This is a genomic window from Massilia sp. X63, from assembly GCF_041023745.1.
Classification (GTDB): Bacteria; Pseudomonadota; Gammaproteobacteria; order Burkholderiales; family Burkholderiaceae_D; genus Telluria.
This window is the reverse complement of sequence record NZ_JBFTEF010000006.1, coordinates 283,781-299,427: the sequence shown is the minus strand read 5'-3', so window position 1 is coordinate 299,427 and position 15,647 is coordinate 283,781. Positions and strand designations below refer to the sequence as shown.

At 65.3% G+C, this 15,647-nt stretch carries 14 protein-coding genes; 8 read left to right on the top strand and 6 right to left on the bottom strand.

Going from position 1 to position 15,647, the window contains the following annotated elements; all coding sequences use genetic code 11:
- Both sdhC and AB3347_RS14775 read right to left on the bottom strand, forming a co-directional pair.
- Positions 1-426: a succinate dehydrogenase, cytochrome b556 subunit gene (gene sdhC / locus AB3347_RS14780; protein WP_369092563.1), complete on the bottom strand. Its 426-nt coding sequence runs from the start codon at positions 424-426 to the stop codon at positions 1-3.
- A gap of 215 nt (positions 427-641) precedes the next feature.
- A complete protein-coding gene (locus tag AB3347_RS14775) occupies positions 642-1,406 on the bottom strand; it encodes a GntR family transcriptional regulator (RefSeq protein WP_369092562.1) in 765 nt (254 codons plus the stop codon).
- 268 nt (positions 1,407-1,674) lie between these two features.
- Between AB3347_RS14775 and AB3347_RS14770 the strand changes: the two genes are divergently transcribed.
- From AB3347_RS14770 to AB3347_RS14740, 7 genes are all read left to right on the top strand, one after another.
- Entirely contained in the window at positions 1,675-2,664 is a 990-nt protein-coding gene (locus AB3347_RS14770; RefSeq protein WP_369092561.1) for a malate dehydrogenase, read from the top strand.
- A 105-nt stretch (positions 2,665-2,769) separates the two neighbouring features.
- Positions 2,770-3,774, top strand: coding sequence for a CoA ester lyase (locus AB3347_RS14765; RefSeq protein ID WP_369092560.1), 1,005 nt, complete (start codon positions 2,770-2,772; stop codon positions 3,772-3,774).
- A complete protein-coding gene (locus AB3347_RS14760) occupies positions 3,774-4,307 on the top strand; it encodes a hypothetical protein (RefSeq protein WP_369092559.1) in 534 nt (177 codons plus the stop codon). The genes AB3347_RS14765 and AB3347_RS14760 overlap by 1 nt, the downstream gene beginning before the upstream one ends.
- Before the next feature lie 91 nt (positions 4,308-4,398).
- Positions 4,399-7,107, top strand: coding sequence for an aconitate hydratase AcnA (gene acnA, locus AB3347_RS14755; RefSeq protein ID WP_369092558.1), 2,709 nt, complete (start codon positions 4,399-4,401; stop codon positions 7,105-7,107).
- A 230-nt stretch (positions 7,108-7,337) separates the two neighbouring features.
- Entirely contained in the window at positions 7,338-7,484 is a 147-nt protein-coding gene (locus AB3347_RS14750; protein ID WP_369092557.1) for a lmo0937 family membrane protein, read from the top strand.
- Positions 7,485-7,647: 163 nt separating this feature from the next.
- The gene (locus AB3347_RS14745) at positions 7,648-8,079 is read left to right on the top strand and encodes a DUF2231 domain-containing protein (protein ID WP_369092556.1); all 432 of its coding nucleotides are present in this window, start codon (positions 7,648-7,650) and stop codon (positions 8,077-8,079) included.
- Positions 8,076-9,368 (top strand): sorbosone dehydrogenase family protein, encoded by a 1,293-nt coding sequence (locus AB3347_RS14740; protein WP_369092555.1) that lies wholly within the window; start codon positions 8,076-8,078, stop codon positions 9,366-9,368. Before AB3347_RS14745 ends, AB3347_RS14740 begins: the two co-directional genes overlap by 4 nt.
- 12 nt (positions 9,369-9,380) lie before the next feature.
- Here AB3347_RS14740 and AB3347_RS14735 read toward each other — a convergent pair whose 3' ends face one another.
- Positions 9,381-10,064, bottom strand: a complete 684-nt coding sequence (locus AB3347_RS14735; protein WP_369092554.1) for a Fe2+-dependent dioxygenase — start codon at positions 10,062-10,064, stop codon at positions 9,381-9,383.
- A 79-nt stretch (positions 10,065-10,143) separates the two neighbouring features.
- Complete coding sequence (locus AB3347_RS14730; RefSeq protein ID WP_369092553.1) at positions 10,144-12,468, bottom strand: TonB-dependent receptor; 2,325 nt, start codon at positions 12,466-12,468, stop codon at positions 10,144-10,146.
- Between the two features lie 216 nt (positions 12,469-12,684).
- Between AB3347_RS14730 and AB3347_RS14725 the strand changes: the two genes are divergently transcribed.
- Positions 12,685-13,938: a DUF2863 family protein gene (locus AB3347_RS14725; RefSeq protein WP_369092552.1), complete on the top strand. Its 1,254-nt coding sequence runs from the start codon at positions 12,685-12,687 to the stop codon at positions 13,936-13,938.
- A gap of 75 nt (positions 13,939-14,013) precedes the next feature.
- Here the strand turns inward: AB3347_RS14725 and AB3347_RS14720 are convergent, their stop codons facing one another.
- Together AB3347_RS14720 and AB3347_RS14715 are read right to left on the bottom strand one after the other, a co-directional pair.
- Entirely contained in the window at positions 14,014-15,177 is a 1,164-nt protein-coding gene (locus AB3347_RS14720) for a serine hydrolase domain-containing protein (RefSeq protein ID WP_369092551.1), read from the bottom strand.
- Positions 15,174-15,647, bottom strand: a complete 474-nt coding sequence (locus tag AB3347_RS14715; RefSeq protein WP_369092550.1) for a CYTH domain-containing protein — start codon at positions 15,645-15,647, stop codon at positions 15,174-15,176. Before AB3347_RS14715 ends, AB3347_RS14720 begins: the two co-directional genes overlap by 4 nt.

Here is a 15,647-nt window from a genome sequence, read left to right as displayed (position 1 = left end):
TTAAAAGACTCCGAACAGTTTCAGTGCAACCAGGGCAGTCAGCACCAGGCTGATGATCAGCACCCAGCGTGCGGTCTTCTGCGCGGCATCCTTGTCCAGGGCAAGGTGGTTGTCCATGAACAGGTGGCGGACACCGGCGGTGAAGTGGTGCAGGTAGGCCCACGACAGGCCCAGCAGGATGATCTTGGCGAACCAGTTGTCGACGATGCCCGCGAAGTGGGCAAACGAGATCTCGGAACGCAGGCTTTCCTGCAGCAGGTACAGCAGGAACGGCAGGAACAGGAACAGGCCGGCGCCGCTCACGCGGTGCAGGATCGACACGACGGCCGATGGCGGCATGCGATATTTACTCGTAATATCCCCAATGCCAACGTTGCGGAACTCCGGCCGCCCTTTTTTTGCAGCTTCTCTCACGGCTTCGGACATGTAACACCTCCCTCTATGACGACAGTTTTTTAATGAACCCTTCATTTTCGCCGATTTTGTGACGGGCTACCAAGCATCCAGTGGAAGATAACCGGGGCATCCCTGCGGCGAACCGGGCACTGTTCGTCGCTTACGCAAAACCAACTTATTTTAATCGCTTGGCGCGATCCCTGCTGTCGGGCGGCCGGCTGGGCCGGCTGCCCTGCGGTCATCTCTTATGACAACTCGTTCTGGTAATGGTGGCGCGCGGTCGAATATATCCCCCGACGCAGCTCAACCGGTTTGTCTCCGTAACTGAACGACACCCGATCCGCGCACAGCAGCGGGGTGCCTTCCGGCACCTTGAGGTGCTCGCTGGCGGCCGCATCCGCTGCCACGGCGCGGATCTTCTCGGTGGCGCGGATCATGCGCGTGCCGAATTCCGACTCGAACAGGCCGTACATTGGCCCCTTGTACTCCACCAGGCGCTCGGCCGTCAGGCCCTTGAACAACTGCCCCGGCAGCCACAGCTCTTCGAGGATGGTCGGCACGCCGTCGAAAGACTGCACGCGCTTGATGTAGACCACGGCGTCGCCCGACTTCAGCTCGAGCAGGCGCGCCACCTCGGCCGTGGCGCGGATGCGCAGCACGGCGATGAAGCGGTTGTCCGGATGGTGGGGAACGCCCTCGTCGGGCATCAAGCGCAGGAAGCGGAAGTGGGCGCGCTCCTCGGCATGGGTGGCCACGAAGGTGCCCTTGCCCTGGCGGCGCACCACCAGGTTCTCGGCCGCGAGTTCGTCGATGGCCTTGCGCACCGTGCCCTGGCTGACCTTGAAACGCGCGGCCAGCTCGACTTCGCTGGGCATCAGTTCGCCTGGTTTCCACTCGCCCGACTGCAGACTCTGGGTGATCAGGGCCTTGATCTGCTGGTACAACGGACGGAACGACGGCGATGCGTCGGCGCCGGCCGCATCGCTGCTGGTGGGCTGAAGGGGATTCATAGACCACGATTTCACCACAAAACAGGCATGTCCGTCCAGTACATGACTGCCAAGACATGTGTCTTATATAAGACATATGATATGAATTGACAGATAGAACAGTGGAGGCATAAACTCGCGGTCGGCTTGGACCTCCGCGCCTATCATTCCATACGCGCGCGATATCCAATTGACACGGTGCTGCTTTTGGTATCATTGCAGCTTTCCGAACAAGTTTTACGGCTCGAACCGACGTTCGAACGATCTTTTCCCACTTTGGAGATTCATCATGGCTAAAACCCCAATGCGCGTCGCCGTTACCGGCGCGGCCGGCCAGATCGGCTATTCCCTGCTGTTCCGCATCGCCAACGGCGACATGCTGGGCAAGGACCAGCCGGTCATCCTGCAGCTGCTCGAGATCGACAACGAGAAGGCACAGAAGGCGCTGAAGGGCGTCATGATGGAAATCGACGACTGCGCATTCCCGCTGCTGGCCGGCATGACCGCCCACGCCGACCCGATGACCGCCTTCAAGGATGCCGACGTGGCCCTGCTGGTCGGCGCCCGTCCGCGCGGCCCTGGCATGGAGCGCAAGGACCTGCTGGAAGCCAACGCCCAGATCTTCACCGTGCAGGGCAAGGCGCTGGACGCCGTCGCTTCGCGTGACGTGAAAGTGCTGGTGGTCGGCAACCCGGCCAACACCAACGCCTACATCGCCATGAAGTCGGCCCCGAACCTGCCGGCCAAGAACTTCACCGCCATGCTGCGCCTGGACCACAACCGCGCCCTGTCGCAGGTTGCCGCCAAGCTGAACAAGCCGGTCGGCGCCATCGAGAAGATGGTCGTGTGGGGCAACCACTCGCCGACCATGTACGCCGACTACCGCTTCGCCACCATCGACGGCGCATCGGTGAAAGAAGCGATCAACGACGACGTCTGGAACCGCGACACCTTCCTGCCGACCGTCGGCAAGCGCGGCGCCGCCATCATCGACGCCCGCGGCGCCTCGTCGGCAGCCTCGGCCGCCAACGCGGCGATCGACCACGTGCGCGACTGGGTGCTGGGCACCAACGGCAAGTGGACCACCATGGGCATCCCGTCGGACGGTTCGTACGGCATCCCGGAAGGCACCATGTTCGGCTTCCCGGTGACCACCGAGAACGGCGAGTACAAGATCGTCCAGGGCCTGGAGATCGACGCCTTCTCGCAGGAGCGCATCAACCTGACGCTGAAAGAGCTCGAAGAAGAGAAGGCCGGCGTCGCTCACCTGCTGGGCTAAGCTGCCGGCGCGTATCAATCTGGCGCGGCCACCCGGCCGCGCTCACCGTGCCATGCCCGCGCAGTTCCAGTGCGCGGGCATGGCCGATCCGTTTCAAGACATACCATGCATCCTTCCGAGGTTTTATTCCAGGGCAAACGCCAGCCGCTGCTGCTCCCCGCCTGCGACCACTACGCCGGCTCGGAGAAGCTGATGCGCAAATCGATGGCCCTGCAACAAGAGCTTGGGCCGGTCTTCGACATCACCTTCGACTGCGAGGACGGTGCGGCCGCCGGCAGCGAGGCCGAACATGCGCTGCTGGTCACGCAGCTGATCAATAGCGAGGACAACCGCTTCGACCGCATCGGCGTGCGCCTGCACGACACCGGCAGCCCGCACTTCGCGGGCGACGTCGCCGCGATCGTCGGCGCTACCGCCGCGCGCCTGGCCTACGTGGTGCTGCCGAAAGTGGAAAGCGTCGACGAGGTCATCCGCGCGATCGACCTGATCAACCAGCACGCCGCCAAAGCCGGCCGCCGGAGCGCGGGAGCGCAGGATCTGCCGGTGCACGTGCTGATCGAGACCCATGGCGCCCTGCACGACGTCTACGCCATCGCCGCCCTGCCCCAGGTCGAGTGCCTGTCCTTCGGCATCATGGACTTCGTCTCCGCCCACTACGGCGCGGTGCCGGCCAGCGCCATGCGCACCCCGGGCCAGTTCACCCACCCGCTGGTGGTGCGCGCCAAGCTCGAGATGGTCGCGGCCTGCCACGCGCATGGCAAGGTGGCTTCGCACAATGTCACCACCGACATCAAGGACAGCGCCGTGGTCGCCAACGACGCCCAGCGCGCCGGCGCCGAATTCGGCTTCACCCGCATGTGGAGCATCCACCCCGACCAGATCAAGCCGATCCTGAAGGCCTTCACGCCACGCCTGTCCGAGGTAAACGAAGCCACCAATATCCTGCAAGAAGCAATGGCCAATGACTGGGGTCCGATCGCCCAGCACGGCCGCTTGCATGACCGCGCGAGCTACCGATATTATTGGACCGTGTTGCAGCGCGCGAAACTGGCTGGCCTGGCGCTGCCGGAAGCCGCTGCGGCAATTGTCAACCTCACGGATCCCAACTGATGGCCACCCTCCTCTCCCGACTCCTTGCCGCCGGCGCCTTTGCGCTCGCGGCCGCCGCCGTCTGCGCCCCTGCAGCCGCCGCCCCCGAAAAACACCCGAAGGCCGAGAAGGTCCTGAAAGCCAAGGCCAAGCAGGCTTCGAAGGCCAAGAAAGCGACGGCGGCGGCAGCCGCGGCTGCCGTCGCGGCCACGGCCTACGGCGCCGACGTCGTCGACGAACCGGACGTCACCGACACGGTCGTCACCGAATACGCTTGCGAGCTTGGCAACAAGATCACGATCTACACGAACGAGCAGGACAACGCGCACATCGCCCTGCGCTGGAAAAAGCGCCTGCACCGCCTGAGCCGGGTCGGCACCACCACCGGCGCCCAGCGCTTCGAGAATCCGCACTGGGGCCTGATCTGGATCGGCATCCCGGCCAAGGGCATGCTGCTGGATTCGAAACTGAACCGCCAGCTGGCCAACGAATGCAGGAACCCCGAGCAGGCGGCGCCGATCGTCGCAGCGATGCCTGCCGAAAAGAATGGCTGATCCGCGGCTGAACCCCGTCGGATCGCCTGTGTATAGCACGCAGTAAACGCTGAAACTGGAATAACAACATATCCCCACTGAAGGAGAGATTATGTCTCGCAACACCCTGAACACGCTCAAGGAATTCCCGGCAGGCGCCGGCCAGACCGGCCAGTACTACTCGCTGCCGGCGCTGGGCGAAGCCCTCGGCGTGAACCTGTCGCGCCTGCCGGTGTCGATCCGTATCGTCCTCGAGTCCGTCCTGCGCAACTGCGACGGCAAGAAGGTCACCGAAGAGCACATCAAGCAGCTGGCCAACTGGGGCGCCACCGCCGAGCGCACCGACGAGATCCCGTTCGTCGTCGCCCGCGTCGTCCTGCAGGACTTCACCGGCGTGCCGCTGCTGGCCGACCTGGCCGCCATGCGTAACGTCGCCGCCAAGACCGGCGCCGATCCGAAGAAGATCGAGCCGCTGGTGCCGGTCGACCTGGTGGTCGACCACTCGGTCACCATCGACCACTTCCGCGAGCCGAACGCGCTGGACCTGAACATGAAACTGGAATTCCAGCGCAACAACGAGCGCTACCAGTTCATGAAGTGGGGCATGCAGGCTTTCGATACCTTCGGCGTCGTGCCGCCGGGCTTCGGCATCGTCCACCAGGTCAACCTGGAATACCTGGCGCGCGGCGTCATGAAGCAAGGCGACGTGTTCTACCCGGACACCCTGGTCGGCACCGACTCGCACACCACCATGATCAACGGCGTCGGCGTGGTCGGCTGGGGCGTGGGCGGCATCGAAGCCGAGGCAGGCATGCTGGGCCAGCCGGTCTACTTCCTGACCCCGGACGTGATCGGCGTCAACCTGAAGGGCAAGCTGCGCGAAGGCTGCACCGCGACCGACCTGGTGCTGACCGTCACCGAGATGCTGCGCCGTGAAAAAGTCGTGGGCAAGTTCGTCGAGTTCTTCGGCGCCGGCACCCGCTCGCTGTCGACCACCGACCGCGCCACCATCGCCAACATGGCCCCGGAATACGGCGCGACCATGGGCTTCTTCCCGGTGGACGAAGCCACCGTCGACTACTTCCGCGGCACCGGCCGTACCGAAGAAGAACTGGCTGCCTTCGAGAACTACTACAAGGCCCAGGGCATGTTCGGCATCCCGCAGGAAGGCGAGATCGACTACACCCGCGTGCTGGAACTGGACCTGTCGACCGTGACCCCGTCGCTGGCCGGCCCGAAGCGCCCGCAGGACCGTATCGAGCTGGGCCACGTGAAGAACACCTTCACCGAGCTGTTCAGCAAGCCGACCACCCAGAACGGCTTCAACAAGTCGCCGGACGACCTGAACAAGGTCTACGAGACCACCAACGGCGTGCGCGTGAAGAACGGCGACGTCCTGATCGCCGCCATCACCTCGTGCACCAACACCTCGAACCCGAGCGTGCTGCTGGCAGCCGGCCTGCTGGCCAAGAAGGCGGTCGAGCGCGGCCTGACCGTGGCACCGCACATCAAGTCCTCGCTGGCCCCCGGCTCGCGCGTGGTCACCGAGTACCTGACCGCCGCCGGCCTGCTGCCTTACCTGGACAAGCTGGGCTTCGGCGTGACCGCCTACGGCTGCACCACCTGCATCGGCAACGCCGGCGACCTGACCCCGGAACTGAACGCCGCGATCGTCGAGAACGACATCGTCGCCTCGGCCGTGCTGTCGGGCAACCGTAACTTCGAAGCGCGTATCCACCCGAACATCCGCTCGAACTTCCTGGCGTCGCCGCCGCTGGTCGTCGCCTACGCGATCGCCGGCAACATGACCAAGGACCTGATGAGCGAGCCGCTGGGCAAGGACCAGAACGGCGTCGACGTCTACCTGGGCGACGTCTGGCCGACTTCGCAGGAAGTGGGCGAACTGATGCGCCTGGCGATGAACTCGGAGGTGTACCGCAAGAACTACGCCGACGTGAAGGGCAACCCGGGCGAACTGTGGCAGCGCGTGTCGTCGACCGAAGGTCAAGTGTACAACTGGCCCGAGTCGACCTACATCGCCGAGCCGCCGTTCTTCGCCGACTTCGAGATGACCCCGAAAGCGGCCGCTACCGGCATCCAGGGCGCACGCGCACTGGGCGTGTTCGGCGACTCGATCACCACCGACCACATCTCGCCGGCCGGTTCGATCAAGGAAGACGGCCCGGCAGGCAAGTGGCTGAAAGACCATGGCGTCCTGAAGGCCGACTTCAACTCCTACGGCTCGCGCCGCGGCAACCACGAGATCATGATGCGCGGCACCTTCGCCAACGTGCGCATCAAGAACAAGATGATCCCGGCCAAGGCCGACGGTTCCGCGGTCGAAGGCGGCATCACCATCCACCAGCCGTCGGGCGAACAGCTGTCGATCTACGACGCGGCCATGAAGTACATCGCCGAAGGCACCCCGACCATGATCTTCGGCGGCGAAGAGTACGGCACCGGCTCGTCGCGCGACTGGGCCGCCAAGGGCACCCAGCTGCTGGGCGTGAAGGCCGTGATCTGCCGTTCGTTCGAGCGTATCCACCGCTCCAACCTGGTGGGCATGGGCGTGCTGCCGCTGCAGTTCATCGGCAACGACAGCGTCGAAACCCTGGGCATCACCGGCAAGGAAACCTACGACCTGAAGGGCCTGGAAGGCGAGATCAAGCCGCAGCAACTGGCGACCCTCGTCATTCACCGTGAAGACGGCCAGACCCAGGAAGTACAAGTTCTGCTGCGTATCGACACCCCGATCGAAGTCGACTACTACAAGCATGGCGGCATCCTGCCGTTCGTGCTGCGCCAGCTGCTGGCTGCGTAATCGGAAGGGCCCGCGCGAGCGGGCTGCTTCAAATGAAAAGGGCTGGAACCTTCGCGGGTTCCAGCCCTTTTTCATTGGCCGACCTTCCAATGGCCCCATGTAGGACTCGGCCGCGAATACCATCGTTCTGTACCGAAACGCACCGAACACGGGGCCGATGCCGGGGATGATGGCTTATCGGGAAAGCAGGCAGCACCCGGCCTGCTCCCTCATCCCAATCGGAGGTCGACATGCTGTATACCATTGCTATCATCCTGCTCGTCCTGTGGCTGCTCGGTATGGTCTTTTCCGTGGCAGGCGGATTGATCCACATCCTTCTCGTCGTGGCTGCGGTGATCATTCTGATTCGCGTCTTCACTGGCAAAAAAGTGCTCTGAAGGGCCCCATCACGCACCCAGCGCCGGAAACCCTGTCGCATGGGTTTCCGCCCGGCCGATCGCTTGCTCGGGCGCTAGCATGTCCCTGAAGCCAAGCATGCGACGGTCGATTCGCAAAACAGATAGTATTTGCACAAAACTAACCCATGCCGAGGACCATCCCATGTCGACTACCGCCACGGTCAATCCGTCCTACCGCAGCCCGCCGGGCACGCTGCATACGATCCTGCTGGCCGGGACCGTTCCCCTGTTCCTGGGTGCACTGCTGAGTGACCTCGCCTACCGCGACAGCTACCAGATCCAGTGGAACAATTTCGCTTCCTGGCTCATCGCCGCAGGCGAGCTGTTCGCCGGGCTGGCGCTGCTGTTTGCCCTGGTCAACCTGTTTCGCCAAGGCCCGAAGACGGGACGTCCGCGCATCTACGTCCTGCTGCTCGCGATCACCTGGGTACTGGGCCTGGTCAACGCCTTCGAGCACGCCAAGGATGCCTGGGCCGTCATGCCGACCGGGCTGGTGTTATCGGTCGTGGTCACCATCCTGGCCTGCATCACCACCTGGGTGGGCCTGAATTCACACCAGGGAGGCACGCGATGAAACGATCGAGCACACTGAGCCTGCTGGGCATGGCGCTGCTGCTGAGCGCCTGCAACAACGAAGGCAATGGCGTCCAGGCGCTCGGCCCCGACCCGAGCATGCCAAAACCCGAGCGCGGTTTGCTGCCGAGCATGAAGATTGCCGAGCCGACGCCCTGGGGCGACCAGCAACCGACCGTGCCGAAGGGCTTCACCGTCACGGCGATCGCGACCGACCTGGCCATCCCGCGCCAGACCCTGGTGCTGCCGAATGGCGACATCCTGGTGGCGGAAGGCCGCGGCGGCCACGCCGCCAAACTGAAACCCAAGGATGTCATTGCCGGATACATCAAGGCAAAAGGCAATACCAAGGTCAAGGGCGGCAACCGCCTGACCCTGCTGCGCGATGCCGACGGCGACGGCAAGTACGAGCTGAAAACCGTGTTCGCGGACAAGCTCGACGCCCCCTACGGCCTGGCGTTCGCCGGCAACAAGCTGTACGTCGCCAACCAGGGCGAGCTGGTCAGCTTCGACTACCAGGAAGGCCAGACCAAGGCCAGCGGTCCGCCGACCAGCATCGCCAAGCTGCCGTCGGAGATCAACCACCACTGGACCAAGTCGCTGACCATCAGCCCCGACGGGCGCTTCCTGTACGTCGGCATCGGTTCGAACAGCAATATCACCGAGCGCGGCATGGAAGCCGAGGTCGACCGGGCCATGGTTTGGCAGATCGACGCCAGCACCGGCGCCCATAAACCCTACGCCACCGGCCTGCGCAATCCCACCGCGCTGGCGATGCACCCCGAGACCGGCCAGCTGTGGGCCGTGGTCAACGAGCGCGACGAACTGGGACCGGACCTGGTGCCGGACTACCTGAGCTCGGTGCGCGAAGGCGGTTTCTACGGCTGGCCCTACAGCTACTGGGGTCAGAACGTCGACACCCGCGTGATGCCGCCCAAGCCCGAGAAGGTGGCCGCCGCCATCAAGCCCGACTACAGCCTGGGCTCGCACGTGGCCGCGCTCGGCCTGTCCTTTTCCCAGCCGGCGATGGGCGAGACCTATGCCAACGGCGCCTTCGTGGGCGAGCATGGCAGCTGGAACCGCCCCAACCCGGTGGGCTACAAGGTGATCTTCGTGCCCTTCAAGAACGGGCGCCCGGCCGGCGAACCGATCGACTTCGTGACGGGCTTCCGCGACGCCAAGGGCAAGACCCGCGGGCGCCCGGTGGGCGTGACCGTCGACCCGCGCGGGGCCCTGATCGTCGCGGACGACCTGGCCAACACGGTGTGGCGGGTGAGCCGCAATCCCTGAGCGCAAGCGCCCTCACATCTCCGCCCACATGCGAAGCAGGTTGTGATAGTGCCCGGTGATCCCCACCGTGACCTCGCTCTCGCCGTGGGCGGCGCGCAGCTTCTGGATGTTGGTGTCGAGCTCGAACAGCATCGCGCGCCGGCCGTCGTCGCGCACCATGCTCTGGGTCCAGAGGAAGGACGCCACCCGCTCGCCGCGCGTCACCGGCAGCACCTGGTGCACGCTGCCCGACGGATACACGATCGCGTCCCCGGCCGGCAGCTTGACCTCGTGGGTGCCGTAGGCGTCGACCACCACCAGTTCGCCGCCCTCGTAATCGTCCGGATCGCTGAGGAATACCGTGGTGGACACGTCCGCCCGCAGCGGCGGCAGGCCGCCGCGCTGCGGCCGCACCGCGCCGTCCACGTGCAGCCCGTAATGCTCTCCCCCGCCGTAGGCGTTGAAGTAAGGCGCCAGGATGCGCAGCGGCAGCACGCTCGAAAAGAACAGCGGGTTGTTCATCAGCGCACTGCTGACCACCTGCCCCAGCTCGACCGCCAGCGGCGAGCCTTCCTTCAGCTGGCGGTTGCGCTTGACCTGGGCGCCCTGCGGGCCGACGCTCTCGCGCCCGTCCACCCATTCGGGCGCACCATTCATGCGGGCGCGGATGGCGGCGACCTGCTCGCGCGTGAGCACGCCTGGGATATGCAGCATCATGCTTCGGTTCCTTCGCATAAAAAAGCCCCCCTGATGGTATCAGGAGGGCGAATCCGGTTGCCCGGCGGGGGTGGTACCCTTAAAACTTGAGGTTGGCCATCAGGCTGGCCGAGCGGCCCGGGCCCACGCCGGCATAATGCGGCGAGGAGACGCGGTCGAAGTACAGCTTGTCCGTCAGGTTCTGGATGTTGAGCTGGAAGGACACGCTCGGGTTCAGCGCATAGGTCGCCATCGCGTCGAAGCGGGTGTACGAAGGCGAGTACTTGGTGTTGTTCACGTTGGCGAACTGGCGATCCACGTAGTTGGCGCCGACGCCGAAGGTGAAGGCCTTGCCGACCGCATAGGTGCTCCACAGCGAGGCGCTGTGCTTCGGCGTGGTCGGGAAGGCGTTGCCGTTGAAGGGCGACGGCGACCAGACCGGCGCCGAACTGGTGCCGGTGTTCACGAAACCGTTGTCGGCGATGACGCCGTCCAGGTAGGTGTAGCCGCCGAACACGGTCCAGGCCTTGGTGATGCGGCCCGACAGGCCCAGCTCGACGCCCTTGAGTTCCTTGCGGCCCACGTTCTGGGTGCTGCCGTCCGGCGCGGTGACGCGGGCATTGTCCATGTCGCTCTTGAAGACGGCCGCGCTGGCCGACAGGCGGCCGCCCGGCAGCACTTCCCACTTGGTGCCCAGCTCGATGCTGCGGCTCTTCTGCGGCTGCAGGTTCTGCACCGCTACGCTGAGCGCGTCGAGGCCGTCGCCGCCGTCGTTGCCCGGCGGAGTGGCCGAAGTCGCCCACGACACGTAGATGCTGCCGTTCGCCTTCGGCTTGTACACGAGGCCCGCCTGGTAGGTGTCGAAGCTCGATGCGACGCGGGCCTGGGTCGCGGTCGCGGGCGTGTTCAGGGTGCTCGAGAAGTCATCCCAGCGCGCGCCGATGTTCAGCAGCCACTGCGGCGTGAACTCGATGGTGTCGAAGCCGTAGACCGCGCGGGTGCGGGTCTCGACGCTGGTCAGGGTCGGCGACTTGCTGCGGGTATAAACCCACGGGTCGTGCGGATTCGGGTTGACCAGGGTGGTGCAGTTGTACAGGGTGGCCGCGCCCGCGGTCGGGCAGGTGAAGCTGCCGGTCAGCGGATTGTTGGTGCCCGGGGTGAACACGAAACTGCCGCGGTCGGTTTCCTCGCGCGAGAACTCGACGCCGACGTTGAAGCTGTGCTTGATGCCGGCGGCGCGCAGCTCGCCGCTCAGGCTGGTCGCGTTGGCCAGGGTCCGGGTATCGACGTCGCGGGTATTGGCGCGGCGCCAGACGGTGCCGTAGCGGACGGTGTTGCCCTTCGAATCGTCCGGCTGGGTGTAGATGTATTCCTGGCCGGTCTTGCCCCAGCGGGTGACGTTGCGCAGCGCCAGACCCGAAGCAAACTCGTGGCGCAGGTCGACCGTGGCGACGTCGGTCCTGGTATCGCGGAAATCGCGGTTCTTGAGGCCGTAGAAGGCTTCGCGGTCCACGGTGAACGGGGTGCCGCCGCCGTTCTTCGCAAGGTCGGGTCCGCTGGTGACCGGGTTGTTGAACGGGATGCCGGTATCCGGGATCTCGCTGCTCTGCATGTGGTAATAGCTCAGGATCGCGCGGCTCGGGCCGTTCAGGCCGAAGGTCACGGTGGGCGCGATGCCCCAGCGTTCGCCGCCGACGACGTCGCGGCCGGCCACGTCGTTGGCGTGCACCATGGTATTGAGGCGGAAGGCGGTGTTCGCGCCCACCACGCGGTTGATGTCGGCGGTGACGCGGGCATATTTGTCGGTGCCCAGGCCGACCGTGGCGTTATTGAAGTTGGTGTCGCGCGCCGTCTTGGTGACGATGTTGATGCCGCCGCCGGCCGAGGAACGGCCGCCCAACGCCGAATTCGGACCCTTGACCACTTCGACCTGCTCGATCGCGAAGATCTCGCGCGACTGCGAACCGGAATCGCGCACGCCGTCGATGTAGGTGTCGGTCTGGGCGTTGTAGCCGCGGATGAACAGGTTGTCGCCCACCGGATTACCCCCTTCCGAGGCGCCGATGGTGATGCCGGGAACGGTGCGCAGCGCATCGGTCAGCGACACGGCGCCGGTCTGGGAGATGGTTTCGGAGGTCACCACGGTGACCGATTTCGGGGTGTCGAGCAAGGGCGCGGTAAACTTGTCCGAGCTGGCGCGCACCGGGCCCTGCACGGCGCGGTCGTTACCACCGGTGACGTGTACCTGCGGCAGCTTGGCATCGGCGGCCAGTTCCGGTGCGGCATCGGCGACGCCGCTCGCATGGACGGCCAGCGGCATGGCCAGCGTGGCCAGCACGGCAGCCGACATGCTGGTCGTGGAGAGACGGGAGTGTTTCTTGCTCTTGATGAAACTGCTGCTTGCCTGCGAGGTAATCGTGGTCATCTTATTCTTTGGTCAAGGATAGGCGCCAGGCCTAAAAGAAAACGTTAATGAGAACGATTCGCATTATGGTTTGTGTTTGGGTTTTTTGCAAGCGCTGTCTTTCAGCGGTGTAACAAGTCCGCGTGCTCGTGGCCTGTGGCCGAATCAACTACAATATGCGGGGTATGGGTTTATCATGACCTTCACCATTATTTGAAAAGAGAGACCCCTAGCGCCATGCGTCGTCCTTCCAAAGATTCAACCCCTAAACTCTCCGCCGAAAGCCAGCGTCTCGTCAGCATTGCGCAAGCCATCATGCAGGCCGCCAGCCGCGTCGAGGAGCGGACCTGGGAGCACCAACTGGACACGCAACTGCAGAAGCTGCTCAAGACCAATCACCAAGACAGCATCGACGCCGCGCTGAACGCCCTGTTCAAGGACGATCTCGCCTCGTACGACGTACTGATGGATGCGGTCGAGGCCGTGAGCGAGTCGGCCACCATGGTCGAGCAGCAGGACGGCGGCGACGTCACCTGGCAGGCCCTGCTGGTGGCCGCGCCGGTGCTCGCCTGGACCCGCTTCAACATCGCTTCGGGCAATATCCCGGCAGAGATGCTGAGCACCCTGCAGGCGCACTTCTCCGCCCACCTGCTGGCCGAGGGCACCCGCATCGCGATGGCGCCCACGCTGTACTCGATCGACCAGCTGCCGCGCAGCCATGCCGAGACCTACGCGCTGACGCACAAGCTGGCCGCGGCCGCGCACAAGGGCGGCACGGTCAAGCCGGCCGCGCGCGCGGAAGAAACCGCGCCCTTCCTGGCCGACACCCGCTACCTGCTGGCGGCAATCGTCGCCCCGCAGGGCGCGCCGATGTTCCGCTGGCAAGAGCCGCAGCACCACATCGGTTTCGCCGAAGAACGCAACCGCGCACTGGAACAGTGGCGCGCCCAGGGCACGGCCAACCTCGCGCGCCTGCTGCCGGGCTGCGGCGTCGAGCTGCTGCTGCCGGAAGCGTATTACGTGGCCTGCCGCGAAGCCGACAAGCTGATCCGTCCGATCTCGATCCGCGCCGCCGTGCACTACCTGACCCACACCCTGGGCGTGGAGCCGTCCGACCTGCGCGCCGTGATCGCCGGCTTCGGCGAGGAATCCACCGACATCCAGATCGACGAATACCGCGTCTCGTTCACGATGCGCCAGGACAGCGACGTCATGTACGGCATCGTCTGGCCGCTGTACGGCCAGGAAGACGAGAACGGTACCCCGATGGAAGGCCCGTTCGCCGCCGGCCCTGCCCCGCTGACCCCGATCAACGAGATCGTCGCCCACCTGAACGAGGCCGGCATCGCCCACATCAAGCGCATCAACGAGCGCTACCCCGCTGAATACTGCGACGACTGCGGTGGCCCGCTGTTCGCCGACCCGACGGGCGAGCTGGTGCATGCCGAGATGCCCGAAGATACCCCGGCGGGCACCGAGCACTTCCACTGATACGCTCAGCGGTATCAGCCGCGCGGGCCGCCCGGCCCGCGCGGCGTTTCATCCCCCGGCGCGTGGCCTGGACGATCAGCGCCGGATGCTGGCGATGACCCTGGTGGCAAACTCGGCAGCATTACCCGCATGCCAGCGCCACACGATCACCAGGTCGTGCTCGGGCGAAACCAGGATGGTGTTGCTGCCCGCGCCGAGGGCGGCGTAGGCGGTGGTGGGCAGGCCCGGCAGGTTCTTGCCCTTGGTATTGAGCCACCAGAGGTAGCCGTAGTCCGGTCCGTGCGCGCTCGGCGTGAGCGCGTCCTTGACGTAGGACGGCGGCAGGATCTGCTTGCCGTCCCAGGCGCCGCCGCGCAGCCACAGGTAGCCGAAGCGCGCCATGTCCCAGGAATTGATCCACATGCCGCCGCCCCAGCGCGTGCCGCCGCTGACCGATGCCACCTGCTTGCCGTTCAGTTCCACATAGCTGTTGTGGTACGGGATCCATTTCCAGGTAGACGACGCACCGATCGGGTCCATCACCTGCTGCTGGAACACGTCCGGCACCGCCTGGTCGAACACGCGCAGCAGGGACAGCGCAAAGCGGTTGATGCGCACGTCGTTGTATTCGTAGAAGCTGCCCGGCGCCTGCAAGGCGCGCGGCTTGCGCTCGCCGGCGCCGAATGCGTCCTTGCCGATGAAGTCGGCATTCTTGCCCCACAGGCTGCCTTCCCACTCGGTCTCCTGCTGCAGGTGCTGCTTCCAGCTCACCTGGGCATTGCGCGCCGAGGCATAGCCGCCGTCGGTCACGCGCTTTGCCACCGGTTCGTCCACGGCGATGCGGCCGTCGCGCACGGCCACGCCCGCCACCGTGGCCAGCATGCTCTTGGCCACCGAATAGGTCGGGTCGACGAACTGCGTGTCGCCGAACTCGGCCACCACGTGGCCCTTGTAGATTACCAGCCCATTGGTACGCGCGCGTTTGGTCGGCATCGATCCCAGGCGGCTGCCGAAGGTGGCTTCCTGGTCCGAGAAATCGAGGGCGCGGGTGGTTTCGTGCGACTGCGCGAACTGCACGGCGGCCGCCAGGGCGGCCGGGTCCATGCCGAGCTCGGCGGGAGACTTGCGCGACCACTCGCCGGCCGGCGGGAAGTAGCTGGAAGTCGACGGGGTCCTTGAAGTTACGGCGCAGCCGGCAAGCGGCGGCAGCAGCGCGGCCAGGCACAAGGCCAGCGCGCTGCGGCGTGAAACATGGGTCATGGATTCGTCCACTGGGAATATGGAAAACGGATCAGGCTGGAGTTGTAGTAGCGCTTGTCGCCGGTGACTTCCTCGCCGATCCAGTCGGGCTTGTCGAACACCGCATCTTCCGAGGGCAGCTCGATCTCGGCCACGACCAGGCCCGCGTTCTCTCCCAGGAATTCATCGACTTCCCAGGTAAAGCCCGCATACGGGATGCGGCGCCGGTATTTTTCGACCAGCGGGCGCTCGCACAGGCGGTCGAGCAGTTCCTGGGCTTCCGGCAGCGGGATCGGATACTCCCACTCGCCGCGGGTCGCGCCGGTATTCTTGCCCTTGATGGTCAGCCGGCCCTCGCCGCCCTCGATGCGCACGCGCACGGTGCGCGCCGGATCGGCGCACAGGTAACCCTGGCGCAGCAGGATCGGTTCGCCCTGCGTGCGCCAGCCGTCGCCGGCCGGCAGGAACTTGCGCTCGATCTCGACGCCCAT